The following is a 26,016-nucleotide window of genomic DNA, read 5'->3' on the forward strand; positions in this document are numbered from 1 at the left end:
AAGATGATTGACGATTTCAGAGGTCTTGCCGTCTTCGTGGCGGTCACCGAAGCCGGCAGCTTCAGCGCGGCGGGGCGGCGGTTGAACCTGTCGACCTCCGTGGTCAGCCACCATGTCTCAAAGCTCGAAAGCAAGCTTGGCGTCAGCCTGTTTTTCCGCTCCACCCGCGCGCTGACCCTGACCAGCGAAGGCCACAAGATCCTCGATGCGGCCAAACGCATGGTGGCCGCCGGAACCGAAGCTTTTGACGCCCTGTCCGGCGAGCTGGACCAGCCGGTGGGCACGCTGCGCATCACGATCCCGGCCTTCGGGCAGTGCACCTCGATGCACCGCGCGATCTGGGATTTCGCGCTGGAGCATCCGCTGGTGTCGATGACCGTGAACAGCCTTGATCGGCAGGTTGATCTGGTGAGCGAAGGCTATGATCTGGCCATCCGTTTGGGCAAACTGGCGGACAGCACATTGAAATCAAAGCGGATTGGCCGGTTCCGCCGGGTCATGGTCGCCTCCCCCGGCTATCTGGCAGAGCGTGCACCCATCGAGACCATCGAGAATCTCGCGCAATGCGATTTCGTCGCGTTTTCGATGATCAAGAGCGCCATTACCATGGTCCGCAACGGCGAGACCGCGACGTTTGAACCAGAGCGTCACCGGCTCGAAGTCGATTCCATCGCCGCCGCGATTGCCGCCGTGAAAGCCGGGCTGGGCTGTCAGCATCTGCCGGAATCCGAAATTCTGGCGGATCTGGCGGAGGGCAGCCTTGTGGAGGTGCTGCCTGCGTGGAAACTGCCGGACCTTGGCATCTACGCAGTCTGGCCGGACAGCGGCCCGCAAAAGCAGCTCACCCGCCGTCTGCTCGATTACCTGACCGAGGCCGCAAAAGGCGAGGCCGACGGCCCCGCCTGAATGCCTGCACGCGCTTACTGCAGCACGCCCACTTCCTTGTAATAGCGCGCCGCACCGGGGTGCAGTTCCATCAACCCGCGCTTGGAAGCCGCAAATTCAAGGCTCAGCGCCTTCGCCCATGGCGCGTCCGAGGTCACTTGGTCAATGTTGTCCCAGAAGGTCTTGGTGATCCGGTAAACCGTGTCCTCATCGAGATCATTGCGCACCCCGATACCCACCGCCGTGTCAAAAGAGATCACCGGGGTTTCGTTCTTCTGACCGTCGTAAAGCCCGGTGCCGATTTCATTGCGGTAGCGCCATTTGCCAAGGAACTTTTCAACCACCTCACCCTGATCGCTTTCCGGCCCGAGGAAGCGGATGTCCTCGGTTTCGGTGAACTGGATGAAGTTGCCACAAGGATCGAGACAGCCATTCACGTAGACGTCGATCTTGCCATCCATGAAGGCCTGAAAGCCAGTCTGCCAGTTGGCTTTGATCGCGTCGTAGTCTTCGCCCACGACCAGCCCGGTGGTCGCTTCAACCCAACCGCGCGCCGCGTTATAGGCGCCGCCGCCCTGCGGGCCCAGAAAGACCGTGGCCCCTTCGATGTCATCGAGCAGTTCGATGTCGCTGTCTGCCCGCACCACGAAGTGATAGGCGCCATAGGGGAACCACATCAGCAACGACAGGTTCTTCGACAGCTCCGGCGCGTCGGCCTGCTTGGCATACATGGCCTTGCCGCCCGCCATCAGGTTGTAGACAACCGGGCTGGTCATCGACATGTCGAGATTGCCGCGCGCCACCTCCATCATGTGCAGCGTCGCCGCGCCGCCCCCGGACACCTCGATCGAGACGTCCTCGAGGTTGTCGCTCACCACGTTGGCAAAGGTGGCCATGGTCACCGCCTGCCCCAGGCTTGGGGCAATGGTGGCCATCTTGAGGGTCACGTCCTCGGCCTGTGCGGCCGTGGTCAGGGCAAGCCCCGTTGTCAGTGCTGCAAGTGTTCTACGCATAGCGTTCCTCCCGTTATTTATCTGCGTTTGTCTGTGACGTGATGTCGATCGGCGATGGCTCCCCTCCCAGGAACCGATGCGCCACGATAAGGCCGAGGCCCGCCAGCACCGCCGGCCCGGCAATGATCATGGCCGGAAACAGCACCAGGATCCCGGCACCCGTTCGAAGCAGGCGTTCGATGAGGCTGAGTTTGTTCCTTTCGAACCCGGTCAGCGCTGACGTGAGCAGCCACATGGCCAGCGTAAAGGCAAAGACGATCCAGCCCAGATCCAGCCAGCCCACGGTGGCCAGATCAATCATCGCATTCGAGTTCGGCAGCTCGCTTCCGAACCAGACAAACAGGGTCTGAAGCTGGTAGAGCACCGCCGGGTGATAGACGAAGACAAAGGGGATCAGGAAGCCCGCGAGCGCCAGCCGCGCCGCCTGAAACCCGGTGAGCACCGGATCGGCCTTGGCAATGGGCGCTGCAGCAAAAGCCGCCAGCGCCACCGGCGGCGTCACCGTCGAAATCACCGCGAAGAAGACCACAAACAGGTGCAGCGTCAGCGGCGGGATGCCAACCGCGTCAATGCCGGAGCTGAGCGCGATCACGATGATGAAATAAGTCGCGCCCGGCGGCAGCCCCATGCCCAGCACAATGGCCCCAAGCGCCACCACGATCAGCGTCGAGAACAGCGGCCCGTTGGCCAGTTGCGCCAGCAAGAGCGAAAGCCGCCCGCTGAAGCCCGAAACCTGGATCAATCCCACGATCAGCCCGATGGCGGCCACGATGATGATGATCGCCGCCGACATCCGCCCGGCGCTGACAAAGGCGCTGTAAACGCCGGGCCAGTTGCGAAAGCCCCGAAACAGGACAAGCGCGCTGATCAGGGCGACAACAAAACCGTAAAAACCCGCCTTCTGCACCGAGGGCTGCGCAAAGAGGAAGTAGCTCAGCACACCCAGCGGCAGGATGAAGACAAGGCATTGCATCAGCTCGCTTGAGGTCAGGTTCGGTCTTTCTTCGGCGGGCAGCGGGCCAACCCCCTGCCGCCGCGCCTCGAAATACACGGTCAGGAAGGTGCCGAGGTAGAAGAAGATCGCCGGGACAATCGCCGCCACGATGATGTAGCGGTATTCGAGTCCGATCTGGCCCGCGACGAAGAAGGCCACCACCCCCATGACCGGCGGCATGACCTGCCCGCCGGTGGAGGCCGCCGCCTCGACTGCCGCCGCAAAGGCCGGCTTGAAACCGGATTTCTTGATCACCGGGATTGTCATCACGCCGGTGGAGACAACGTTGGAAATCGCCGCGCCGCTGAGTGTGCCGAACAGCGCCGAACTGGCCACCGCAGCATGGGCCGCCCCGCCGGTAAAGCGCCCGGTCAGGCGGTTGGCGATTTTCATCAAAAGCCCCCCGGCCCCGCTGGCCATCAGCACCGCGCCGAAGACGATGAACACAAGCACATTGCCGGACACCACCTGCAGCGGCTGGCCGAACATGCCCCCTGTCTGCGACCAGAAGTTCAGCACCATGCTGCGCATGCTTTGGGAGAACGTGGATTCGGATCCGGCCAGAATGCCGGTCCAGTCCGGCAAAGCCCCGCGCACAAAGAAATACAGCACCCAGAACAGGCAGAAGCCAACGATGAAAGTGCCGAACATGCGCCACGTCAGGTACAGCACCAGCGCCGTGGCAAGCGGGAACAGGATGAAATCAACCGGGTTGGCAGAGGGCAGCGCCCCGCCGTCAATGGCAAACAGCCCGATGATCCAGAGCATCAGAACCCCGGCCGACAGCGCCGCGCCTCCCCATTTGAGCCAATCGGGCGTGCGCGTCTCACCCAGAAACGAAATCACGAAGGAGAACACCAACGGCAACCCAAGGATCAGGCCCGTGGGCAGCAGGAAACTCTGCTCAAAGCTGCGAAACCCCGCGCCGAGCCAGTGTTCGCGAAACAGCATGCGTTTCTCGCGGCGCGACAGCTCGTCGAAATCCGCCGTGGTGATCTCGATCAACCAGCGCACAAACTCGGTCAGCGGCCCGGAGGCGGCGTAGATCAGGATGATCAGCGTGAAGACAAAGGCGAGCAGATCGCCAACCTTGCGGCTTGTCGGTGTCTCGATCATGCGCCCGCGCCCTCTCGCAGTTTCTTCGCTTCCCACAGGTAGGTATTGCGCGCGGTGGCGTTGATCTCGGTTTCCGCAAGCGCCTCCATCGTCTCCGCCTTCAACGCCTCGGCAGATGCGCCAAGCGCAAGAAGGTGATCGCACAGCTCCAGCCGCCATTGCAGATCCGGGGTGGCCTGCGCCTGTGCCTCAAGCGCCTCAACACCGCCAGCCAGCTCAGCCATGTGCCGCGCCCGCGCCGCCGAGGACAGCGTGCCCAGATGGGTCGGGTTGCCATCGTACCACCCCAGCGTGCCCGTCGCAAAAGCACGGGCCGACCAGGACGCCTTGCCATAGAACTCGCCCAGCCAGGGCTTGTCCGCCAGATGCGGCGGCAGGGAGATGCTGGCGGCGATGTCGTCCTGAGACAGCCCCGCGTCCATGCCTTCCGCCGTATGGCGCATCACGTGCAAGATCGCCTCGCGCGTGGTCAGCAGCACCTCGCGCACCCGGTCCGCGCCAAAGACCGGTTGGGTGTGCCCCGGCGCCAGCACCTCGGCCCCAAGCTCCGCCAGCATGGCAAGGCTTTCGGCCCATTTCGCAAAATCCCGGTAAGGCGTGCCGCGAATGGCATAAAGGTTAGGAAAGGCATGATACCAGTTGTCACCGGGAAACAGGATCTTCTGCTCCGGCAGCCAGACCGCCATGTGATCCGCCGTCTCTCCCGGCGCGTGGATCAGCCGCGCCAAAGTCCCATCAAGGTCAATATCCCTGTCCTCGGCGAATAGCTCCGTCGGCGGGATATGCCCCGCGCCCATACCTTCCATCGGGCGATTGCCCGGCCCGCAGCCAAGCGAAATCCGCTCTTCGGGTGTCAGCCCGATGCCAAACTGCGCCATGGTCCGCCGCCCCAAAGCCTTGTTCGGCGCAATCCGCGTCTCGTCCTGCCCCACCAGATCGGACTCGAACCCGGCGCTCGCCAGAATGGGCACCGTTTGCCCCTCGCTGAACACGCTCGCGCCGGAGATGTGATCGCGGTGGCTGTGTGTGTAGATGATCCGCCCAACGGGCTTGTCCGTCTTCTCCCGGAAGGCCGCCAGAACATGCGCCGCCGCGCTGGTGCTTTCGGAGGTGTCAACGATGGTAACCGTCTCGCGGCCTTCGATCATATGCTGGGTCGAGGCGGCATAACCCACGGCGGTCCAGACACCGGGCGCAAGGTCGACCACCTGTTTTCTGAACTGGGTCTCATTGTGAACGACAAGACTGTTATTTGGCATAAGTCATTCCTTCACATAGATTTTTCCTGCCGGTCCGCGATAGACCACGGTCAATTCCTCGGGCACCTCGTCCCCCTCTATGAGGAAAGGCAAAATACCGCGTCGGCTGGATTTTCCGCGCATGCCCCGAATGTCGTCATCGGACCGTGTCACCCGCTGCGCACAGCGCCGGCCCCAATCGGCGAGCAGCCCGTAAAGCCGTGTGATCTCGGCCTCATGGCCCGGCTCCTTCGCCAGATCGTGGAACTCGTTCGGATCGTTTTGCAGATCAAACAGCATGGGGCGGAACCCGCCTTCGGCGTGCATCAGCTTGAACCGCCCGTCAAACACCATGAAAAGCCGACAATCCATCGGGTCGAGCCCCAATTTCACCGCCTGCGGCGTCGGTGAGTAGTCAAATTCAGACACCGCGAAATCGCGCCACTCCGGCGTCTCGCCGCGCAGCCAGGGCATCAGCGAGCGCCCCTCAAGGATATGCGGCACCGCCTTGCCACCCGCGAACTCAAGGAACGTCGGCGCAAGATCAATCGATTCCACCAGCGCCTCGCAAACGCTGCCCCGGCTGGCATCCGCCTCCGGGCGCGGATCATAGACAATCATCGGAATCCGCACGGACGGGTCATGAAACAGATCTTTCTCCCCCATCCAGTGATCCCCGAGGTAATCCCCATGATCAGAGGTCAGCACGATCATCGTGTCCTCCAGCCGCCCGGAGCGTTCCAGATAGTCCAGCAACACGCCCAACTGATCGTCGCATTGCTTGATCAGCCCCATGTAGGCCGGGATCACCTTGTGCCGCACGTCTTCGCGCTGAAAGGCAAGGCCGATCTTGTTGGCCATATAGGCCTCGTAAACCGGATGCGCGTCCTGCCGTTCACAATCTGCGCGCAGCGGCGCCGGGACATGGTTGGCCCCGTACATGTCGTGATAGGGGCTTGGGACGATATAGGGCCAATGCGGTTTGATATAGCTGACATGGGTGCACCACGGCCCCTCTGCCTGTTCGATGAAATCAATCGTGCGCTGGGTCAGCCACGGCGTTTCGCTGTCCTCTTCGCGAATGTTGGCAGGTTTGTCGGCGTTCTTGAACATCCAGCCAGAGGCGATGTCCCCGTCTTCGTCCACCCCGGCATTGGCATGGGTCGCCCAGGGGTTTTCCGAGGGATACCCCTTTGATTTCAGGTATTCATTATAGGGCGAGCGGCGTTCGTCATAAAACCCGTCAGGCCCCTGCCCCCACAGCCCGTCATCGCGAATCCAGACGTCAAACCCGCATTCCGCCTGCCGCGCGCCAATCTCGCTGTCGGGGCTGAGACCCAGCCGGGCCAGCCCTTCGGCATCGGCTTTCATATGCGTCTTGCCAATCAGCCAGCAATCCATCCCGGCCCGGCGCAGGTGATCGCCCATGGTCATCTCGCCCACGCGCAACGGAAAGCCGTTCCACGCCGCACCATGCGACGAGACATAGCGCCCGGTGTAAAAACTCATCCGGCTCGCCCCGCAGATCGGCGATTGCACATATGTATTGGAAAAGCGCACGCCCATCTTGGCAACACGATCGAAATTCGGCGTGTGCAGATGCGGATGTCCCGCGCAGCTGAGGTAATCAAACCGCAGCTGATCATACATGATGAACAGAATGTTCATCGCAGTCCTCCCTAAGTGCGGCCACGGTTATTCTGGGCCGTCGTTGGATCTCACTATTGCCGAAAAAACCGGCGTGTCCTAATGTGCAGTCCACCAGGTGGACCGATGCAAGACACGCCCAACCCCAGCTCGACCAAGACCATCCGCGCGCTCGATCGCGGCCTGCTGCTTGTCGAAACCCTGTCGCAACGCGGGCAGATGACGCTGGCCGAATTGCGCAGGTCCACCGGCCTCAGCAATCCAACCTTGCTGCGCATTTTGCTCACCTTGCAGGAGCGCGGCTGGGTCCGGCGCAACATCGCCGAAGGCCGCTATGAGCTGGCCCATTCGCTGGGCAATCTGCTCGGGGAGACCGCGCGCGCCCACCCTCTGGCCGAAATCGCTGCGCCGTACCTGCTGGAGTTGAAAAGCCGGCAGGCGGGATGGCCTTCGGACCTGTGCACCATGCTCGGCGCGGGACGGATCGAGATCATTGAAAGCACGCGCATTCGCGGCCCGCTCGCCATGACCCGCACCGCGCTCGGCATCCGCCCGTCCATGGTGCTCTCCGCCCACGGCCGCGCAATCCTGTCCTTTTCAAGCAAGGAACAACGTCAAATTCACCTCGATGGCATGAAAAAAGCCGCCAACAAGGAAGATCAGCGCTGGATCGAATCCGGCAAGCTCGACGCCGTAATCGCGCAAACCCGCGCGCAAGGGTTTGGCCTGCGCGAGCCGAACTACTGGCAGCCGCCCTTTGATCCCGGACCGGAACACGCCGCCATGGCGGTGCCGGTGCTGTCGAAAACCGGCGTGCACGGCTCGATCAGCCTGATCTGGATGGCCGATGAGATGAGCCTCGACGAGGTTCTTGCGCTCGGATCCCTTCAGGACCTGCAAAAGTCCTCGGCCCGCATTGGCGTCGCTCTCGACCGCGCGGGCATCGCCGCGCCGCGCGTCGCCTAGTCTGATCTGGGCCCATAGGGATTGCGCCCGCCCCTCAGGTGCTCTTCAATCCCAGCGCATCACTCATGGCCAGCGCCGTCATGCCGCCGTCGATGGTAATATCCTGCCCCTTGATCCAAGCGCTTTGCGGCGACGCAAGGTAGAGGATCACATCGGCAATCTCCGACGGCGCGCCGGGACGGCCCACCCGCCCGATGGCCTTGGCCACCTTGTCTCCGAAGGCGGACTTGAAATCCTCGAGGATCCCGGTGCTCACCGCCGCCGGGCTGACCGAATTCATCCGCAATCCCCGAGCGATCATCGCTTCGGTTTCGGCGATGGTGAAGGCAATCACCGCTTCTTTCGACAGGTTGTAGGCGCGCACATGATCAATGCCGCGCGCCTCTACAAACGCCTGCGCCTCATCCGGGGCACAGGCCATCAGCGCCTTGACCTCGTCGATATTGTCCCGCCACGCCGCACCCGCTCGCGAGGCCACATTCACAATCGCCGCTCCCGGGGCGAGCTTGTCCAGAAACCCGGTCAGGAAGCTGCGAAACCCAAGGAAGTTCACCCCGAGGATCACGCTTTCGAGCCCTTCGCGCGGCGGCAGGCCCGCGTTGTTGATCAGCGCATCATAAGGCCCGTGTGCCGCGTCCAAAGCTGCGGAAATCGAGGCCGGATCGTTCAGATTGACCTCGATCCAGCGCGCCGCGCCCTCCGCAGGGCGCGTGACGTCAAAGGCCGTGACCTCATGTCCCTGCGCCACCAGTTTCTTTGCCACCTCCGCGCCGATCCCGCTGGCGCCGCCCGTCAATGCAACCTTCACCTGCAATCCTCCCCATTGCACACCCGCCCGGTCCGAGACCTCTGTTTCAGACCCTGCGGCAGGAAACATGCAGCAAGCACAGGTTTGACTGCAAGTGTCCAGAACCCCGGCGCGCGCCGGGCGCACCGGGAGGCGGGACTTACATGAAGTAGCGCAGCCAGAGGTAGACGTTGGAGATCGCCAGCGTCAGCAGCATGATCGGGAAAGCAATCTTCATGAAGGCCAGGAACTTGATCGGCTGCTTGGCCTTTTCGGCAAAGGCTGCGACGGTCAGGTTCGCGCTCGCCCCCAGCAAGGAACCGTTCCCGCCAAGGCACGCCCCAAGCGCCAGCGACCACCACAGCGGTTCAATCGCCTCCGGCCCGCCAAAGGTGCCTTCGGTGGATTCGATCAGCGGGATCATCGTGGCCACAAACGGGATGTTGTCGAGGATCGCCGACAGGATGCCCGAGGCCCAGAAGATCAGGAAGGAGGTCCACATCAGATCGCCGTCCGTCACCTCCAGAACCTTCTCCGCAAAGAAGTTCAGCAGGCCCACGTGCTCCACGCCCGCGACAATCACAAACAGGCCCGCGAAGAACAGGATCGTCACCCATTCCACCTCGCCAAAGATGTGATGCACCGATTCCGATTGCTGCTCTGCGGTCTGATGCCCGTAGGCCAGCAGCATCAAGAGCGCCGAGCCCGCCAGCGCGCTGGTCCCCGGCTGAATGCCGTAGCCATGACCCACGGTGAAACCAAAGATCACCAGCGCCAGCACGGCCAGCGATTTGATCATCAGCGTCACATCCGTGATCGCGCCGCTTTCGTCGAACTTCATAATGCGCTCACTGGCCGAAGCCGGAATTTTCGCCAGCGCCTTGCGGTTCATGACGTAGATGATCGCTGTCAGGATCACGAGGCAGAAGGCCGAAATCGGCGCAAGGTTCCAAAGGAAATCGTTAAAGCTGAGCCCGGCGGCCGAGCCGATGATGATGTTCGGCGGATCCCCAATCAGCGTCGCGGTACCGCCGACATTGGACGCCAGAATCTCGGCCATGAAGAATGGAAACACCGGCGTTTCAAGCGCGTCGGTAATCAAAAGCGTGATCGGCGCGATCAGCAGCACCGTGGTCACGTTGTCGAGCATGGCCGAGAACACCGCCGTGATCAGCGTCAGCATGATCAGGATGCCGGTCGGATTGGCCTTGACCGACTTCGCCGCCTTGATCGCAACATACTGAAAAAGACCGGATTTTGACGTGATGGCCACGATCACCATCATCCCGATCAACAGCGCGAGCGTGTTGGCATCGACGCCCGCAAGCGCTTGTTGTTGATTGATGATACCAAAGATCACCATCAGGGACGCGCCGAGCATCGCCAGGATTGCCCGGTTCATTTTCTCCGTGATCAGAAGGGCATAGACGGCAATCAGTATGCCGGTGGCCAGCCAAAGCGGGTCAATGCCGATGAGGTTGGCCATGGAAAAGCCGGCTTCTCCGTGGTGTGCGGAAGACTCAGTCAATGTTTCGGTCCTGTGGAGTTGGATTTGGGTCAGAGAGCATTGCCAAACACGCTCAAGTCGCCCGGCGTTCCTTGCCATGCGCCGAACGCCGGCAAACCGTGCCGAAAACCAAGCATTTGCGATGCGCCACACGCGATGACGCAGGTTTGGCAGTGCACTCGGGCCCTAGTCCAGAATTCGATCAAAGATGGCGTTGGCGCTGACCGTGCCGACAAAGCGGTTGGTCTCCGGCTCCACAAGGATCACGTGCCGCTTGTAGCGGTAGATCATCAAGATGGCTTCCATCAGCGGCGTTTCCGGCGCCGTTGTCGGAATGTTTTCCGGATCGGACATGTGCTCGCACACCGTCTCTTCTTTCAGCCGTTCGATCTGGGCATCGAGGTCCGACTTGTCCAACGTCAGGAACCGCAGGTTGTCGAAGTTGGTTTTATCGGCGTTCCCGGTCACAGAAATCGACGCGGCCCGCGGCAGCAGCATGCTGAGCAAGGTCGGCGCGGTGAACACGCCGCGATAGGTGCCATTGTCCTCGACAACGGGCAAAAACCGGGCCCGGCTTTCGCGCAAAACGTGAAAGGCGTCAAAAACCGTGGCATCGGGGGAAATGGTGCGCTGGCGATCCGTTGGCAGCATCGCATCAAGGCAGGTCAGATTGCGGCCGGGCATGGTCCCTCTCAATCTATGTCAGCAAAAAGTGCCGCATACCTGGGCCTTTGGCAAAAGCCTCGGGTGTGTCGGGCGCGGCTTCAATGCGCCCATTGCCCGGCAATGTCAAACCCGGTTTTGAGAAATAATTCGGCCGTTATCGCAGACAAAAAACCAAGCAATATTCGCAGGTTTTGGCACGTTTGTTGCCTTGATCAGCACAACTTGGTTCGGCGCTTTTAAACCACCCGTTGCGCCGCCGTCGCTGCGTGTGAAACCGGCCTCGGGCGATTCAAGCCCAGCAGGGCGCAAGCCGTCAGTTCAACTGCTGATGCACTGTTTCCGTCAGATCCGTCAGCGAGAAGGGTTTCGGCAGGAAGACGGAATTCGGGATCTCATCGCGCCCCTCGCCAAAGGCGTCTTCCGCATAGCCCGAAACGAAGACAACGCGCACATCCGGGCGGGCTTTGCGCGCCTCACGCACCCAACTTGGCCCGTCCATACCCGGCATCACCACGTCCGTGACAAAGATGTCGACGTTCAGCTCATCGTCTTCCAGCGTGCTCAGCGCCTCTTCGGCGGTCTCGGCTTCGATCACCGTGTAGCCACGCAGTCGCAACGCTCTCGCGGCAAAGGCGCGAACCGGCGCTTCGTCCTCGACCAGCAGCACAACACCCGAGCCTTTCTCCGGCAGCTTGCGGGCTTCCGGCTCCGGCTTGGCAACCTGCTCCTCCTCCGTCGGCTCAAAAGACGGCAGCAGCAACGTAAAGCAGGTGCCCTGCCCCACGACGCTGTCCACGAAGATGAAACCGCCGGTCTGTTTGACGATCCCATAGACCGTCGACAGCCCCAGACCCGTGCCCTCACCGGGCCGTTTCGTGGTGAAGAACGGCTCAAAAACCTTCTGCAGCTTGTCCTTCGGAATACCCGTGCCCTGATCGACGATGCGCACCGAGACGTAGACCCCCGGCTCCACCACCGCGCGGTCCCGCTCCAAAGGCTCCCGTAGAACGCGGCGCTCGGTCTCGACTGTGATTTCGCCACCGTCCGGCATCGCATCGCGCGCATTTACCACGAGGTTCACGATCACCTGTTCCAGCTGACGCTTGTCCCCGCGCACCGGCGGCAGGATCGGATCGTGTTTCAACGTCAGCGACACCCGTTCGCCTACCAGCCGGTTCAGCAAATGGGTGAGATCCGACAGCGTATCCCGCAGGTCCAGCACCTCCCGGCGCAGGTTCTGCTTGCGCGAGAAAGCCAGCAATTGCCCCACCAGCGAGGCCGCGCGATTGGCGTTCTGGTTGATTTGAACAAGATCGTTGTAATCCGGATCGCCCTGGTCGTGGCGCAGCAACATCAGGTCACAGTGCCCGGAAATGGCGGTCAGCAAGTTGTTGAAATCATGTGCAACCCCGCCGGCCAGCTGACCAATTGCCTGCATCTTCTGGCTCTGGACAAACTGCATCTCGAGCGTCTTGAGTTCAGTCGCGTCATTGAGCACCGCAACGAGGCAGGATTTGCCGTGATCGGTGACCTGCTTGAGCGTCACCTGAACATAAATGTCCTTGTCATCGCGCGTCAGACGCAGAAATTCGGACCGGTGCAACCCGCGTCCTTCGCTGGCTTCTTGCAGCCAATCCGCCAGAGCCCGCCCAAGCCCAACCATATGTTCCGCCAGATTGCCGCCGCTGGCCCCGTCCAGCGACAACATCCGCTGCGCTTCGGGGTTGGCGCGCAGGATCGTGCCATCGGGATCCACCTTGACGAGCGGCACAGGCAAGTTGTCAAAACCACCGTCAAGATCCGCGTCCAGCGCCTCGTCCTGCGCTTTTTCCGGCATCGAGAGCAGGTTCAACTCAAGCCGACCCGCGCCAATTTCCGCACAGTGCAGAAGCATCGGAACAGGCCCATCCGCCGTCACGATCTTGTGCACGCCGCCCGATCGCAGCGGCATGTCCTCGATCATTTCCTCGACCCGCTTCACGCGGCGGCCCGCGATCTCTCTTGCGCGCGCGTTCATGTAAAGCACCGCGCCATTGCGCCCAAGCGTCAGAACTGCCTGATCACCGCGCGCGGCGCTGGCCTGCGCGCTGTCAGGCTCGAGCCGCCAGAACACGATTGGACCGGGCAGAATTCGGGTGTAGACACGAAACCCCTCTGCGTGGCTGGTGATGTCTTCAACAGCATAACCATCTGATTCTGCGCGATTTTGAAGCCGGTACAGAATACCCTCGGCACTGGCAAACACATCGCGCAAAACCTGTGCGAGCGGCATGCCGTGTTGCGCGGAAAAGCGGGTGCGCGCGGTCTTGTTCGCGCCGATCAAACCGCCTTCGCCATCGGTGACAAAACAATAATCCGGGTCACCCTCGACCAGATCAATGAGCAAGGTTGTGCGCCGCATGCGTCGCCAATCCGACAGCGCCTTGGCCAGCAGCCAGCCGATCCCGATGCTGCCCATCGCCCCAGTCGCCGCCAGAAGTGCCGTGCGAACAACACCTTCCTGAACAAACCAGGAGGCCACAAGAGACGCGGCAGCCATCATCAGCATGGCAAAAGCACCATACCGAAACGCAAGACCAAGGCTGTTGTCACTCTCCTGGTAGGATGTGGCGCTCATTCCAACTCCTGTTCGAATCTTGTCCGTAGTTAACACCGGCGACCCTTAATCGCTGGTTAACCGTAAACAAAATGTAACCAGAAACAGAAATAACACAAACAAAATGCAACCAAAGGGTGATCACCCCCGCTGGAGGCACACAATAAAGAACCCGTCACCCCCATCGGAGGGCAAAAACTGCCGTGAGGCAAGGGTTTTCCATCCGGGGTTTTCGTCCAGGAAGCGCGCAACCTGACCCATGTTTTCCTCGTGCAGAACGCTGCAGGTGGCGTAGGCCAGCACACCGCCCTGCGCCGTCAAACCCGCGCAGGTCTTCAGAATTTCAGCCTGCGTGTGGGTCAGGTCGGTCAGCGCGTCTTCGGTCAGGCGCCATTTCCCTTCCGGGGAGCGCCGCCACGCACCGCTGCCCGAACAGGGCGCATCTGCCAGCACCAGGTCGAACCGACCTTTCGGCGCTTTGATCGTGCGCACCTTGACCCCGGCGCGCTCCGCCCGGTTCGGCAGGTCTGCCATGCGCCGGGGGTCTGCATCATGCGCCATGATCTCACATTCGGGGCATTTCGCCGCCATGGCGAGGGTTTTGCCGCCGCCGCCCGCGCAGTAATCCAGCACGGACATGCCGCGCTCCAGCGGCAGCATGTCGACCACGGCCTGGCTCGCAACATCCTGTAATTCCACCAACCCTTGTTCATAGGCCGCGCTGCGGGCCACGGCACGGGCGCCGCTGATGACACGCAGGGCGTCGGGCGCAAGCGGATGGGGCTCCGTCTCGATTCCAGCCTCGGAAAGCGCTGCCTGTGCCTGTGGCAGATCGGCCTTGAGCCGATTGACCCGCAGGAATACCTCGGCCCGGTCCCGCAGCGCCTGCGCGGTATCCGGTGCCTGCGCGCCAAGGCTTTCGGAGAAGCGCTCCGCCAGCCAATCGGGCAGATCCCAGGCTTCAAATCCCTCGGGCGCCCTGCCCTGTTCGTCATCTGTCAAAGGCTCCGGCCCGTGGCGGCCCCCAATGAACAGCGCTTCAGGATCCGCCCCCTGCCCGCGCAATAGGCCAAGCACCCGTGCACGGCCTGTCTCGCCGCCCCCGAGCGCCGCCGACGAGCGCCAGCGCCGCAGCACATCAAACACGATGTCGCGCACCGCTGCCCGATCCTTGGAGCCCGCATAGCGCGCGCCCCGCGCCCAGTTGGTCAACGCCCGTTCCGCGGCCATGCCGGCGGTGATCTGGTCAATGATTTCGATGGCGGTCTGAACTCGGGCGGCGGGCTGCATGGGCGTCTCCTTTTAGAGGCCCGATGTGGCAGGACGCGCCCCCGCTGTCCAGTCACCGCGCGCGAAGCAGCCTGCGATAGCGTTTCTGCGCGCCTTCGAGATGTCCGCGCATGGCCCGTGCCGCCGCCTCTGCGTCCTGATCCAGAAGCGCCTCGACAATGCGTTGATGTTCCTCGTCGATGAAAGCGATGTAATCCTGCGGCGTGCCGGACAAAGCCTTGTCTTCCAGGGCCTTGCGCGGGATCGCTGTGGGGCCGAACATTTTCAGAGCCTCGACGAAGCAGGGGTTGTTTGTGGCCTCGGCAATGGCGACGTGAAAGGCAAAATCCGCATCCGCCGGACCTTCTGCCGTCACCGCCCGCGCCGCCTCCACGATGGCCTCGATCTGCGCGCCGGAACGGCGAATGGCGGCCATGCGGGCGCTTTCCACCTCGATGGCGGTGCGCAGTTCCAGCACCTCGATCACCGAGGACAGCCGGTCAAAATCGATCTCTCCGAAAGGCACCGTGACGCTGAGACTGTCGCGCACCACAAACACCCCCGCGCCGCGGCGCGGCTCCACAAGGCCATCGGCGCGCAGCGCGGCAACTGCCTCGCGCACCACCGTGCGGCTGACGCCATAGGCCGTGCACAGCTGCGCCTCGCTCGGCAGGCGTGCCCCGATGGCAAACTCCCCTCCGAGGATCCGCGCCGACAGCGCCTTTGTCGTGGCTTCCGTCAGCGTATCGCCGCCTTGCGCCTTCACAATCACCGCTTCGTCCTTCCGCGCCCATAATCATATGACTTATATCTGTACTTGTATGATAACTTGAAACCTGTTTCAATGATTCTGAGGAAACAATGGGTCATACCCATAGTACAACTCTGACTCGCCCGGACGATCGAACCAACCAAGGAGCGCATTTTCATGAAACGCCTTCTCATCACCGGCGCCGCTGGCGGGCTTGGCACCGCGCTGCGCAGCCGCCTCGCGCCGCTGGCCGAAACCATACGGTTGTCGGACAAAACCGTGCTGGACGATCTCTCGCCGAGCGAAGAGTTTGTCCAATGCGATCTCGGCGATGCGGCGGCGGTTGAGGCGCTGGTTCAGGGCTGTGATGGCATCGTGCATTTCGGCGGCAAGTCCATCGAAGGGCCATGGTCCGTGATCAACAACGCCAATATTCAGGGTGTGATCAACCTCTATGAAGCCGCCCGCAAACAGGGCAAACCGCGCATCGTCTACGCCTCGTCCGTGCATGCCGTTGGATTTTATCCGCAGGATCAGGTGATCGACAACACGGCCTACCCGCGCCCGGACGGGCTTTATGGCATCTCCAAGGTCTTTGGCGAAGCGGTGGCCCACGCCTATCACGACAAATTCGGACAGGAGACCGCCATCGTGCGCATCGGCTCCTGTTTTGAAGAGCCGCGCAATCACCGGATGCTCTCCACATGGATGAGCTTTGATGATTTTGCCGCCATGATCACCCGGATCTTCGATGTGCCCAAACTCGGCTGCCCGATCCTTTACGGCATGTCGGACAACACCGCGAAGTTCTGGGACAACAGCAATGTCGACTGGCTCGGCTGGAAACCGCAGGACGACTCCGAGCGCTACCGCGCCAAGATCGACGCCGCCATGCCAAAGCCTGCCCCAGATGCCGCTGATGTGCTCTGGCAGGGCGGTTTGTTCTGCACCGATGACATCCATGAAGAAGAGTAGGCTCTGACGATGATTGCTCCGAACGATCTGCGCGGGATCATCCGATCCGGCCTGCTGTCCTTTCCTGTCACACCATTTGACGCCGACGATCGCGTCAACCACGCCGCCTTTGCCGCGCATCTCGAATGGCTGTCGCAAACGCCGGTTGCCGGGCTGATTGTGGCGGGCGGCACCGGGGAGCTGTTCTCGCTCACCCCCGAAGAGGTGATCGCCGTGGTCAAAACCGCGAAGGCGGCACAACCCAACGATCCGATCATCGCCGGATGTGGTTATGGCACGCGCATGGCCATCGACATGGCACAGGGGATCGAGGCGGCGGGCGGCGATGGTATCCTGCTTTTGCCGCATTACCTGATCGGCGCGCCGCAGGCCGGGATCGAGGCGCATATCCGCCGGGTCTGCCAGTCCACCAACATGGGGGTGATTGTCTACAATCGCGGCCAATCGGTTGTGTCGGCTGAAACTCTGGCGCGGCTGGCCGACGATTGTCCGAACCTTGTCGGTTTCAAGGACGGCACCGGCGACATCGACACGGTCAAGCGCATCACCGTGCATAACGGCGACCGCCTCGCCTATATCGGCGGCATGCCGACGCACGAATTGTTCGCCCAGGCCTATCGCGGCGCCGGGGTGGACACCTATTCCTCTGCGGTCTTCAATTTCGTGCCGAACACCGCGCTGAAATTCCACGCGGCTTTCCTCGCGGGTGATGACGCCACCTGCGAGCAGATGCTGCGTGACTTCTATTATCCTTTTGCCGCGATCCGCGACCGCAACACGGGCTACGCGGTTTCGGCGATCAAGGCAGGCGTGGCTCTGCGCGGCTTTGACACCGGGCCGGTCAGAACGCCGCTGACCGATCTGAGCGGTGAAGAGCGGGAGATGCTGGGGGCCTTGATGGCCGGATACGATTGATCGGGGGCCTCGCACCCACCGCGCGCTGCCCTAACCTCTTGTTCACAAACAAAAGGCAGGTTTGCCCGCGGTACCACTGACACTCGGATTAATCCGCTCTGGCTCCATCAAAGCCAAGGCGGGCAGCCCCATCGGGGGATGTTCGATCTGATCAGACGAATAAGCCGGGATTGAACACCCCGGCCTTGATGATCCGTACCTGGGCGGCCGCCTTTTTCAGGCTCTCACATCACCCATAGGCAAACCCCGTCCGGCGAGCATCGCCGTGGCGGGCCAAAACGCTGGCGTCAGACGTCCACCCCGTGTGATCCATCCTCGCAATCCGCGAAGTTGAACAGAGCCGGAACCAGCCGTTCCGTCACCGGGTTCACCATGTTGCTGGCTTCGCCGCTCACCGGGTGCGGCATGTCTCCCATGAGAACCGCCACCGCCATCAATGCCGCCAGCGCCACCGCCTTTACGCCGGAATGCTGACCCGAATACGCGCGATGAAAGATGCTGTGTGCCATGTTCGTGACCTCTGTGTTCCATGTCCTCAAGTGAACTTGCCCGTTCACTTTGCCGCAAAGCCCCGCACACGGTCCAATCACGTTGCCGCGCGCGAGTGTTGCAAACGGCTTTGCGGATCAGGCTACATCCACCTGTGCGGGCGTCTCCGAGAAGGCTTCGGTCTGGAACACAAGCGCCTGCATCGTCTCATCCCAGGCGCGCGCACCAAATCCCGCCTTGCGCTTCAACGCGGCCACAAACGCCTCCGGCGTGTCCAGCCTGTCCCATTCGGAAGGCAGCAGCAGCGCCCTTTGGCGCGCATCATGCAAGATCACGCCGCTGATGCCGGGCTGCAATGCCTCAGCCAGCGTCGCCTCGCTGGACACGGGCAGATGTACAGGGTTTGACAAAACACTGATCGACAGGCTCAGCCCGGGCAGGTCCACGTCCTTGATAGGGTCGAAACGCGGGTCGTCGAACCCGGCCTTGATCGCGTTCTTGACCACATCCTGAACCAGAGGCGCATGGGCGGTCATCGAACCGGCGCAGCCGCGTGGCATCCCGTGCTGCTTCAGCGCAACGAAACTGGCCGCATGGCTGCGCAGCTGCACCGCGAAACTATCGCTGTCGATCACCGGCGCGATCCCCCGGCGACAGCGCGACACCAGCCCTTGCCGCGCCACCTCCAGCAGCGCCTTGCGCGCGGCGGTATCCACGATAGAGGCCCCCGGCGGATACAGCGCCCAAGCGCCATAGCCGATCCCCTGCCCGGCGCGCGACGTGCCGTGATAAGCGCTGTGCAGGCCAAGCCGCAACGCCCGCGTCCCCGCCCCGGTCTGCGACGTCAGCCAGCCCGCCAGCGCCAGATACCCGCAAGCATGCAGGCCGCTCAGCGCCTCCGGCTGGCCGGTCTCCAGCAGGCGCGCGCAATGGGTATCAAGGCTCTGCGCCCGGGTCTGGCCATGCAGGTGGCTCAGATCGGTGCTCAGCACAAACAGCGTCTCGCCCTGCATCCGCGTCAGCCGGTCGATCGCCCGCGCCACCGCGCGCACATCGGTCCGGCCGATCAGGATCGGAACAACCGGCACCTTCGGCAAAAAATGCCGGGCAAAGGGCAGCTGCGCGTCAATGCCGTGTTCATCTTCGAAGGCGGTTTCCTCGCCATGGGCAAGGCCGGAGCGGATCAACGCCTGACAGGCGCGTGTGTCGATGCGCACCCGCTTGTCCAGAACCCGCACCACGTCATGCCCCGTCGGCACGCCGATCCCGTCAAAGGTTTCGTGATGCGCCGTGGACAGGACGATGATGCGCGCAGGCTGAGATTGCGCCGCCGCCGTCCAGGCCGCCGCCGCCAGCGCGCCGCTGTGCTCATAGGGACCATGCGGCGCGACAATAGCCTTGGGCGCAGCCGGCACCGCCCGCGTCATGGCAGCAAAAGGCCGGGCCAGATCCGCCAGCATCCGATCCAGAGCGTCTTGCTCCGGCGGACAGAACCGCCCCGCGATTCGACTGACACGCTCTGCCATACCGGCCCCTCTTTCTGCAGCGCCGCTACCATAAAGCGCCAATCGCGGGGAGCGAAGATGTATTTTCGGCCTCAAAACACCCGCGCGCGCACCGCCGACCCCTTTCAATTTGCGAAAAGTTTCACGCTAACACCGGGTTTGCGCAACATTTGGAAAAAAAATCACAGCAGGCGGCAACTTTTTCCGGGTATTTGCGGTTGACGCCCCGGCCCCCTGCTCATAATGTCCACCCCGCACGCAAACCGGAGCCCCGCAAGATGTCCATTCTAGTGGTAGTCGTAGGAAAAAGGCGCATGGCCGAGTAATCGGAACCAGACGGTTAACCCATGCGCCCCCGACAAAATCGGGGGCTTTTTTGTGAGCACATGAATGAAGTGTCAAAATTGGAGATAGACGATGGCACGTCAGATGACCGGCGCGAAAATGGTGGTCCAGGCCCTCAAGGATCAGGGCGTGGACACGGTATTCGGATACCCCGGCGGTGCCGTCCTACCGATTTATGACGAGGTTTTTCAGCAAAACGACATTCGCCACGTGCTCGTGCGTCACGAGCAGGGCGCGGTTCATGCGGCTGAGGGCTATGCCCGCGCAACCGGCAAGCCGGGTGTTGTTCTTGTGACCTCCGGCCCCGGCGCGACAAACGCCGTGACGGGCCTCACCGATGCCTTGATGGATTCGATCCCGATCGTGGTTCTCACCGGTCAGGTGCCGACCTTCATGATCGGATCCGACGCCTTTCAGGAAGCGGACACCGTGGGCATCACCCGCCCCTGCACCAAGCACAACTGGCTGGTCAAAGAGACAGAGCGCCTGTCCTCGACCATCCACGAGGCCTTCCACGTGGCGACCTCCGGCCGTCCCGGCCCGGTGCTGATCGACATTCCGAAGGACGTGCAGTTCGCCTCTGCCTCCTACCAGCCCAAGCCGAAAGCGGCCACGCGCCACTATCAGCCGCAGGTCAAGGGTGACATGGAGATGATCACGGAGCTGGTCGAAGCCATTGAAACGGCAGAAAAGCCGATTTTCTACACCGGCGGCGGCGTTATCAACTCCGGCCCGGCGGCCTCGCAACTCCTGCGCGAACTGGTTGAAGCCACCGGTTTCCCAATCACCTCCACGCTGATGGGGCTTGGTGCCTATCCGGCGTCGGGCAAGGCGTGGCTCGGGATGCTCGGCATGCACGGTCTTTACGAGGCCAACCTCGCGATGCACGGCTGTGATCTGATGATCAACATCGGCGCGCGGTTCGATGACCGGATCACCGGCCGTCTCGATGCGTTCAGCCCGAACAGCCGCAAGGCGCATATCGACATCGACCCGTCCTCGATCAACAAGGTCATCAAGACCGACATCCCGATTGTCGGCGACGTGGGCCATGTGCTCGAAGACGTGCTGAACCTGTGGAAATCGCGCGGCCGCAAGGTCAACCGCGAAGGCATCGCCAAATGGTGGTCGCAGATCGAGACGTGGAAAGAGGTCAACTGCCTCAGCTACAAGAACTCCGAAACTACGATCAAACCGCAATACGCGCTGGAACGCCTTGAGGCGCTGACCAAGGGCATGGACCGCTACGTCTGTACCGAAGTGGGCCAGCACCAGATGTGGGCGGCGCAGTATCTTGGCTTTGAGGATCCGAACCGCTGGATGACCTCCGGTGGCCTTGGCACCATGGGTTACGGCTTCCCGGCCTCCGTGGGGGTTCAGATGGCCCATCCCGAAGCGCTGGTGATCAACGTGGCGGGCGAAGCCTCGTGGCTGATGAACATGCAGGAGATGGGCACGGCGGTGCAGTACCGTCTGCCGGTGAAACAGTTCATCCTGAACAACGAACGCCTCGGCATGGTGCGCCAGTGGCAGCAGCTGCTGCACGGCGAGCGCTACTCGCACTCCTGGTCCGAAGCGCTGCCCGATTTCGTCAAGCTCGCCGAAGCCTTTGGCGCCAAGGGCATCCTCTGCAAGGACCCCGCCGATCTCGACGATGCGATCATGGAAATGATCAACTACGACGGGCCGGTGATCTTTGATTGTCTGGTGGAAAAGCACGAAAACTGCTTCCCCATGATCCCTTCGGGCGAGCCGCACAACAAGATGCTGCTCGGCGACGCCAAGGCAACCAACGCCATCGCCGGCAAAGGCGCGGTGTTGGTGTAAAACCACGGCAAGGAGGGTTGCGCGGCAGCCCTCCTTTCCTCTTGAACCGGTCGATGGTGTCATGGCCTCTGGTCCCAAACCTTTCATCCCTCTGAACCCGGCGACGGATCCGGTGGCTCAGGCGCGCGCGCTGATCAAGAAAGGCGCGCGGGCGCAGGCGGCGACGCTGTTGCGCAACGTGTTGGTGCGCGACGGGCGCAATGGCGCGGCGCGGCAGATGCTGGCCGGTCTTGGCCCGGAGGCGCGCCGCGCCGTGAGCCTGACGCCGCAGGACAAGCGCGCGGCCAAGGCGATTCAGGCGGCGATGGAGGCCGGACAATGGCGGCAGGTCGTCAGCGAGGCGCAGAGCCTGCTGCAACGTCAGCCGCATGTGGCCGATGCGGCCAACGCGCTGGGCAATGCGCTGTTTCAGCTTGGTCGGCCCAAGGACGCGCTGGGCGCGTTCAACCACGCGGTGCGCGTCGATCCTGTACAGCCGGATGGCTATCTGAATATTTCTGCGCTCTACCTGAGCCTTGAGCAGCCCGATGCCGCCCGTCAGGCCGCGGAAGCGGCGCTTGATGTGGCGCCGAAAATGGCGCTGGCGCATCGCGCGCTGGGGCTGGCCCTGATTGATGCGCTTCGGGTGGCGGAAGGCGAAGCGGCGCTGCGAGACGCCTGCGCGCTCGATCCCAAAGACCCGCTGGCCTGGGATGCGCTGTGCCGGGCTCTGGAGCAGAGCACGCGGCTGGAGGATCTGGACGACACGGTGACGGAGGCGCTGCGCCACTGCCCTGGCGATCCGCTGCTGCGCTTGCAACAGGCGGGGCTTCTGGCCCGGCGCAAGGAGTTTGCGGCGACACTGGAGACGCTGGACGGCCTGAGCACCGCTGCCCTGCCGCTGCATTCGCAATCCATCGCGGCGCAGCTGCGCGGGCAGGCACTTGACGCGTTGCAACAGGACGGGGCCTTGCAGGCCTTTGCGGAGATGAACGCGGCGCAGGCGCGGCTGCACCATGTGACGACGCCCCTGCCCTTCCTGACGCGGCTGGACGCCCGCGCAGGCGGGCTCAGCGATTTTGATGCCTTGGATTGGCAGACCGACCCGGCAGCGCCCGGCCCGGTGTTCCTCGTCGGCTTCCCGCGCTCCGGCACAACCCTGCTCGACAGCATCCTGCGCGGGCACGAAGGCGTGGCGGTGGTCGAAGAGCAGCCGCTGATTACCCCGCTGACGGACGGCATTCCCGAAAGCGGCGAGGCCGCCGCGCTCTCGGCCCTGACCGAAAGCCAACTCGCAGAGCGCCGCGCGGGCTATCTTGCCGCCTTCGAGGCGCAGATCGGCGCACCGCTGGGCGACCGGATGGCCATCGACAAGATGCCGCTCAACATGACCGAGGCGGGCACGCTTGCGCGGCATTTTCCGAATGCGCGCTTCATCCTCGCCCTGCGCCACCCGGCGGATTGCGTGCTGAGCGGCTTCATGCAGAATTTCCGGCCCAATGACGCGATGAACACCTTTCTCGATCTGGACAGCGCGGCGGAAGCCTATGACAAGGCCTTTACCCTGTTTGAAGGCTACCGCGCGCGGCTGGGTCTGAGCGTGGTGGAGATCCGCTACGAACATCTGATCCGCGATCTGCGCGGCGCGGTGGAGCCGGTGCTGGATCACCTCGGCCTGACATGGCGCGACGAAATGGCGGATTACCAGAAAACCGTCAAAGCCCGCCCGATGGTCCGCACGCCGAGCTATCGGCAGGTGACCGAAACGCTGTATACCGGCGCCGATGGCCGCTGGAAACGCTACGAGACAGACCTGCAGCCGGTGCTGGACCGGCTGAGCCCATGGATTGACCGCTGGGGCTACGCCGTCTGACGGCGCCCGGCAAAACTGAGGAAAGGAACGACCGATGTCGGCGCTCAACATCAAAAAAGGCTCCACGAAGCACTCTGCCTACAACCTGCGCCCGAGCTTTTCGGATGTTCAGGAGAGCCATACGCTGGCGGTGCTGGTGGAAAACGAGCCGGGGGTTCTGGCCCGTGTGATCGGGCTGTTTTCCGGCCGGGGCTACAACATCGAAAGCCTGACCGTGGCGGAGGTGGACCACGAAGGGCACCTTTCCCGCATCACCATTGTGACCACCGGCACGCCGCAGGTGATCGAACAGATCAAGGCGCAGCTGGGCCGCATCGTGCCGGTGCATGACGTGCACGATCTGACCGTCGAAGGCGCTGCGGTGGAGCGCGAACTGGCGCTGCTCAAGGTCGCGGGTCAGGGCGACAAGCGGGTCGAGGCGCTGCGTCTGGCGGACATCTTCCGCGCGCAGGTGGTGGATTCGACATTGGAAAGCTTTGTCTTCCAGCTCACCGGCCCGTCCGAAAAAATTGACGCCTTTGCCGAACTGATGCGGCCCCTCGGGCTGACCGAGATCGCCCGGACCGGGGTTGCCGCCCTCGCCCGCGGCGCGTGATCTTTCGAGAGGTTTCGGACCATTCCTGATCCGACCGGCGCGCGCCCTTCGGGCGCGCGTTTTGTTTTGGGGCGCTGCCCCGTCGCGGCAGGGCCGCGACTCCCCGAGGTATTTGTGGCCCAAAGAAACCGGGGCGAGCCGGTTTTCGGCGCGTGCCCGGGTTATTCGGCAGGAGCGGCTTGCGGGGCGCCGCGTTCCACGCCGTAGGCCAGCATGTCGTAGAGATGCCAGGTGGCATGGCCGAGCAGCGGCAGAGAGATCAGCAGGCCGACAAAGAACGGCAGCATCGAGATCAGCGTGAAGACCGCGATGAAGGCGGCCCAGCCGAGCATCGGGATCGGGTGGCTGGCGACATATTGGAACGAGGTGATCATGGCCGTGACGAAGTCGATTTCGCGGTCCAGAAGCATCGGCAGCGACAGCACCGTAATCATGTAGAGCAATACGGAAAAGCCCGCGCCGACCACCGTGCCGACCACCAGCATTGTCAGCCCGTTGCCTGTCAAGAAGACCTCGAAGGAGCTGGAGACGTTGGTCATGGTCGACAGGCCAAGGAACAGGGCAAAGATCATATGGGCGAGGAAGAACCAGAACAGGAAGACCACGATAATGATGGCGCTGATCGAGGGCAATTGCCGTTTTGATTGGCGCAGAACGACGCTGGTGATCTGCATCCAGTCGAGCGGCTGGCCTGCTTCGATGCGGCGCGAGACATCGTAGAAGCCGACGGCCGCGAACGGGCCGATCATCGGGAAGCCGACGGCGGCAAAGACCAGCCAGTAGGATTGGCCCGTGATGGCTGTGATCCATGTCATCAGCCAGCCGCCGAGCACGTAAACCCCTGCAAACAAAAGCGCGAAGCCCGGTGCCTTGCGCAGATCCCGTGCGCCGCGCCGGAGCGCTTCGCGCAGCAGCGCAACATCGACCCGTGCCAGGTCCGGCACCCCCGGTTTCGGTGTGTCTGGCATCAAAAGCTCCCTTTCCTCTCCTCCGGCATTCAGTAAATGCGATATGACGCGGACAGACAACATGCCTTTGAAAAACATCTTTTAAGGGCCGGTGATGGCGGAGGTATGCCGTGGTAAAGACCGGACGCATGCGCCCTGCCCTTGCCAATCCATCGCCGCTCTGTCACCTCTGAGCGGCGCGGCTATTGCGCCGCGTTTCCGGCACAAGAGGACCAGCTCCATGCACGACACCCTGCGCGGTTGTCTTTGGATGATCGGCACGATTGTCTCGTTCACCTGCATGGCCGTGGCCGGGCGGGCGGTCAGCCTTGATCTCGATACCTTCGAAATCATGCTCTATCGCTCCCTGATCGGCATTGTGATCGTTGTGGCCGTGGCGAGCGCCTTCGGGACGCGGCACCAGATCGGCGTGCGCAGGATGGGCCTTCACGGGCTGCGCAACATTTCGCATTTTGCCGGGCAGAACCTGTGGTTCTATGCCATCACCGTGGTGCCGCTGGCGCAGGTGTTTGCGCTGGAGTTCACCTCGCCGCTCTGGGTGATGCTGCTCAGCCCGCTGGTGCTGGGTGAGCGGCTGACCATGGGGCGGGCGCTGGCGGCTATCGGGGGCTTCATCGGCATCCTGATCGTGGCCCGGCCCAGTCCGGAGACCTTTCACATCGGGCTGGTCGCTGCTGCGCTGGCCGCTATTGGCTTTGCCGGTTCCGCTGTTTTCACCCGCCGGTTGACGCGGACGGAGCCGATCACGCAGATCCTCTTTTGGTTGACTGCCATGCAGGCTGTCTTCGGATTGCTCTGTGCCGGGTTCGATGGCGATATCGCCGTGCCCGATCCGGCCAGCCTGCCCTGGATCGCCGTGATCGCCTTTGCCGGGCTGGTGGCGCATTTCTGCCTGACCACGGCGCTGTCCCTTGCCCCCGCTACAGTTGTCATGCCAATCGACTTTGCACGCTTGCCGGTTATTGCCTTGGTCGGAATGCTGCTCTACAGCGAAGACTTGGACCCATGGGTGTTTTTGGGAGCCGTGGTGATCTTCGGGGCCAACTACCTGAATATCCTCAGAGAGACGCGGGATTCGGCGAAAAACGCGCCTGTTACAAAAACGTGACG

Annotated in this window: 21 protein-coding genes; 8 read left to right on the plus strand and 13 right to left on the minus strand. The window is 62.6% G+C overall.

Annotation, left to right across the window (positions count from 1 at the left end; translation table 11 throughout):
• Positions 1–3: 3 nt before the first annotated feature.
• Positions 4–906 (plus strand): LysR family transcriptional regulator, encoded by a 903-nt coding sequence (locus E4662_RS21200; RefSeq protein WP_168798038.1) that lies wholly within the window; start codon positions 4–6, stop codon positions 904–906.
• Between the two features lie 14 nt (positions 907–920).
• Here E4662_RS21200 and E4662_RS21205 read toward each other — a convergent pair whose 3' ends face one another.
• The 4 genes from E4662_RS21205 to E4662_RS21220 are packed head-to-tail and all read right to left on the minus strand — an operon-like array spanning position 921 to position 6,914.
• On the minus strand, positions 921–1,898 hold the full coding sequence (locus E4662_RS21205; protein WP_136443632.1) for a TAXI family TRAP transporter solute-binding subunit: 978 nt from the start codon (positions 1,896–1,898) through the stop codon (positions 921–923).
• A 13-nt stretch (positions 1,899–1,911) separates the two neighbouring features.
• Positions 1,912–4,008: a TRAP transporter permease gene (locus tag E4662_RS21210; protein ID WP_136443633.1), complete on the minus strand. Its 2,097-nt coding sequence runs from the start codon at positions 4,006–4,008 to the stop codon at positions 1,912–1,914.
• On the minus strand, positions 4,005–5,267 hold the full coding sequence (locus tag E4662_RS21215) for an alkyl/aryl-sulfatase (RefSeq protein WP_136443634.1): 1,263 nt from the start codon (positions 5,265–5,267) through the stop codon (positions 4,005–4,007). Before E4662_RS21215 ends, E4662_RS21210 begins: the two co-directional genes overlap by 4 nt.
• Before the next feature lie 3 nt (positions 5,268–5,270).
• Positions 5,271–6,914 carry a sulfatase-like hydrolase/transferase gene (locus E4662_RS21220; RefSeq protein WP_136443635.1) on the minus strand — a complete coding sequence of 548 codons (1,644 nt, stop codon included), beginning with the start codon at positions 6,912–6,914 and terminating at the stop codon, positions 5,271–5,273.
• Between the two features lie 105 nt (positions 6,915–7,019).
• Here E4662_RS21220 and E4662_RS21225 point away from each other — a divergent pair, with 105 nt between their 5' ends.
• Entirely contained in the window at positions 7,020–7,859 is an 840-nt protein-coding gene (locus E4662_RS21225; protein WP_168798039.1) for a helix-turn-helix domain-containing protein, read from the plus strand.
• A gap of 34 nt (positions 7,860–7,893) precedes the next feature.
• On the opposite strand, the gene E4662_RS21230 is transcribed toward E4662_RS21225, so the two are convergent.
• The 6 genes from E4662_RS21230 to E4662_RS21255 form a co-directional block, all read right to left on the minus strand.
• Entirely contained in the window at positions 7,894–8,667 is a 774-nt protein-coding gene (locus tag E4662_RS21230; RefSeq protein ID WP_136443637.1) for an SDR family oxidoreductase, read from the minus strand.
• A 139-nt stretch (positions 8,668–8,806) separates the two neighbouring features.
• Entirely contained in the window at positions 8,807–10,174 is a 1,368-nt protein-coding gene (locus E4662_RS21235) for an ArsB/NhaD family transporter (RefSeq protein ID WP_206080327.1), read from the minus strand.
• Positions 10,175–10,339: 165 nt separating this feature from the next.
• Positions 10,340–10,837 carry a CBS domain-containing protein gene (locus E4662_RS21240; RefSeq protein WP_136443639.1) on the minus strand — a complete coding sequence of 166 codons (498 nt, stop codon included), beginning with the start codon at positions 10,835–10,837 and terminating at the stop codon, positions 10,340–10,342.
• 295 nt (positions 10,838–11,132) lie between these two features.
• A complete protein-coding gene (locus E4662_RS21245; RefSeq protein WP_240705278.1) occupies positions 11,133–13,436 on the minus strand; it encodes a hybrid sensor histidine kinase/response regulator in 2,304 nt (767 codons plus the stop codon).
• Between the two features lie 120 nt (positions 13,437–13,556).
• On the minus strand, positions 13,557–14,705 hold the full coding sequence (locus tag E4662_RS21250; RefSeq protein ID WP_136443640.1) for an RsmB/NOP family class I SAM-dependent RNA methyltransferase: 1,149 nt from the start codon (positions 14,703–14,705) through the stop codon (positions 13,557–13,559).
• Between the two features lie 52 nt (positions 14,706–14,757).
• Positions 14,758–15,456, minus strand: coding sequence for a FadR/GntR family transcriptional regulator (locus E4662_RS21255; protein WP_136443641.1), 699 nt, complete (start codon positions 15,454–15,456; stop codon positions 14,758–14,760).
• A gap of 156 nt (positions 15,457–15,612) precedes the next feature.
• On the opposite strand from E4662_RS21255, the gene E4662_RS21260 reads away from it, so the two are divergent.
• Together E4662_RS21260 and E4662_RS21265 are read left to right on the plus strand one after the other, a co-directional pair.
• On the plus strand, positions 15,613–16,410 hold the full coding sequence (locus E4662_RS21260) for an NAD-dependent epimerase/dehydratase family protein (RefSeq protein WP_136443642.1): 798 nt from the start codon (positions 15,613–15,615) through the stop codon (positions 16,408–16,410).
• 12 nt (positions 16,411–16,422) lie between these two features.
• Positions 16,423–17,325 carry a 5-dehydro-4-deoxyglucarate dehydratase gene (locus tag E4662_RS21265; protein WP_206080329.1) on the plus strand — a complete coding sequence of 301 codons (903 nt, stop codon included), beginning with the start codon at positions 16,423–16,425 and terminating at the stop codon, positions 17,323–17,325.
• A 287-nt stretch (positions 17,326–17,612) separates the two neighbouring features.
• On the opposite strand, the gene E4662_RS21270 is transcribed toward E4662_RS21265, so the two are convergent.
• On the minus strand, positions 17,613–17,834 hold the full coding sequence (locus E4662_RS21270) for a hypothetical protein (protein WP_136443644.1): 222 nt from the start codon (positions 17,832–17,834) through the stop codon (positions 17,613–17,615).
• Between the two features lie 117 nt (positions 17,835–17,951).
• Positions 17,952–19,340, minus strand: a complete 1,389-nt coding sequence (gene amrA / locus E4662_RS21275) for an AmmeMemoRadiSam system protein A (protein ID WP_136443645.1) — start codon at positions 19,338–19,340, stop codon at positions 17,952–17,954.
• 396 nt (positions 19,341–19,736) lie between these two features.
• On the opposite strand from amrA, the gene E4662_RS21280 reads away from it, so the two are divergent.
• The 3 genes from E4662_RS21280 to ilvN all read left to right on the plus strand — a co-directional run bounded on the left by E4662_RS21280 (position 19,737) and on the right by ilvN (position 23,938).
• A complete protein-coding gene (locus tag E4662_RS21280) occupies positions 19,737–21,491 on the plus strand; it encodes an acetolactate synthase 3 large subunit (protein ID WP_136443646.1) in 1,755 nt (584 codons plus the stop codon).
• Between the two features lie 61 nt (positions 21,492–21,552).
• Entirely contained in the window at positions 21,553–23,343 is a 1,791-nt protein-coding gene (locus E4662_RS21285; protein ID WP_136443647.1) for a tetratricopeptide repeat-containing sulfotransferase family protein, read from the plus strand.
• Between the two features lie 34 nt (positions 23,344–23,377).
• Positions 23,378–23,938: an acetolactate synthase small subunit gene (ilvN, locus tag E4662_RS21290; RefSeq protein ID WP_136443648.1), complete on the plus strand. Its 561-nt coding sequence runs from the start codon at positions 23,378–23,380 to the stop codon at positions 23,936–23,938.
• Between the two features lie 161 nt (positions 23,939–24,099).
• Here ilvN and E4662_RS21295 read toward each other — a convergent pair whose 3' ends face one another.
• On the minus strand, positions 24,100–24,906 hold the full coding sequence (locus E4662_RS21295) for a DUF2189 domain-containing protein (protein ID WP_136443649.1): 807 nt from the start codon (positions 24,904–24,906) through the stop codon (positions 24,100–24,102).
• A gap of 220 nt (positions 24,907–25,126) precedes the next feature.
• Between E4662_RS21295 and E4662_RS21300 the strand changes: the two genes are divergently transcribed.
• The gene (locus E4662_RS21300) at positions 25,127–26,014 is read left to right on the plus strand and encodes a DMT family transporter (RefSeq protein WP_136443650.1); all 888 of its coding nucleotides are present in this window, start codon (positions 25,127–25,129) and stop codon (positions 26,012–26,014) included.
• The last annotated feature ends 2 nt before the right edge of the window (positions 26,015–26,016 follow it).

It is taken from the genome of Pacificoceanicola onchidii, from assembly GCF_004804335.1.
Lineage (GTDB): Bacteria > Pseudomonadota > Alphaproteobacteria > Rhodobacterales > Rhodobacteraceae > Pacificoceanicola > Pacificoceanicola onchidii.

Coding starts and splice junctions, on each gene's coding strand:
- E4662_RS21250 (WP_136443640.1), bottom strand. CDS start 14,705: ATGCAGCCCGCCGCCCGAGTTCAGACCGCCATCGAAATCATTGACCAG.
- E4662_RS21280 (WP_136443646.1), top strand. CDS start 19,737: ATGGCACGTCAGATGACCGGCGCGAAAATGGTGGTCCAGGCCCTCAAG.
- E4662_RS21210 (WP_136443633.1), bottom strand. CDS start 4,008: ATGATCGAGACACCGACAAGCCGCAAGGTTGGCGATCTGCTCGCCTTT.
- E4662_RS21240 (WP_136443639.1), bottom strand. CDS start 10,837: ATGCCCGGCCGCAATCTGACCTGCCTTGATGCGATGCTGCCAACGGAT.
- E4662_RS21215 (WP_136443634.1), bottom strand. CDS start 5,267: ATGCCAAATAACAGTCTTGTCGTTCACAATGAGACCCAGTTCAGAAAA.
- E4662_RS21200 (WP_168798038.1), top strand. CDS start 4: ATGATTGACGATTTCAGAGGTCTTGCCGTCTTCGTGGCGGTCACCGAA.
- E4662_RS21220 (WP_136443635.1), bottom strand. CDS start 6,914: ATGAACATTCTGTTCATCATGTATGATCAGCTGCGGTTTGATTACCTC.
- E4662_RS21295 (WP_136443649.1), bottom strand. CDS start 24,906: ATGCCAGACACACCGAAACCGGGGGTGCCGGACCTGGCACGGGTCGAT.
- ilvN (WP_136443648.1), top strand. CDS start 23,378: ATGTCGGCGCTCAACATCAAAAAAGGCTCCACGAAGCACTCTGCCTAC.
- amrA (WP_136443645.1), bottom strand. CDS start 19,340: ATGGCAGAGCGTGTCAGTCGAATCGCGGGGCGGTTCTGTCCGCCGGAG.
- E4662_RS21260 (WP_136443642.1), top strand. CDS start 15,613: ATGAAACGCCTTCTCATCACCGGCGCCGCTGGCGGGCTTGGCACCGCG.
- E4662_RS21270 (WP_136443644.1), bottom strand. CDS start 17,834: ATGGCACACAGCATCTTTCATCGCGCGTATTCGGGTCAGCATTCCGGC.
- E4662_RS21285 (WP_136443647.1), top strand. CDS start 21,553: ATGGCCTCTGGTCCCAAACCTTTCATCCCTCTGAACCCGGCGACGGAT.
- E4662_RS21205 (WP_136443632.1), bottom strand. CDS start 1,898: ATGCGTAGAACACTTGCAGCACTGACAACGGGGCTTGCCCTGACCACG.
- E4662_RS21225 (WP_168798039.1), top strand. CDS start 7,020: ATGCAAGACACGCCCAACCCCAGCTCGACCAAGACCATCCGCGCGCTC.
- E4662_RS21245 (WP_240705278.1), bottom strand. CDS start 13,436: ATGAGCGCCACATCCTACCAGGAGAGTGACAACAGCCTTGGTCTTGCG.
- E4662_RS21300 (WP_136443650.1), top strand. CDS start 25,127: ATGCACGACACCCTGCGCGGTTGTCTTTGGATGATCGGCACGATTGTC.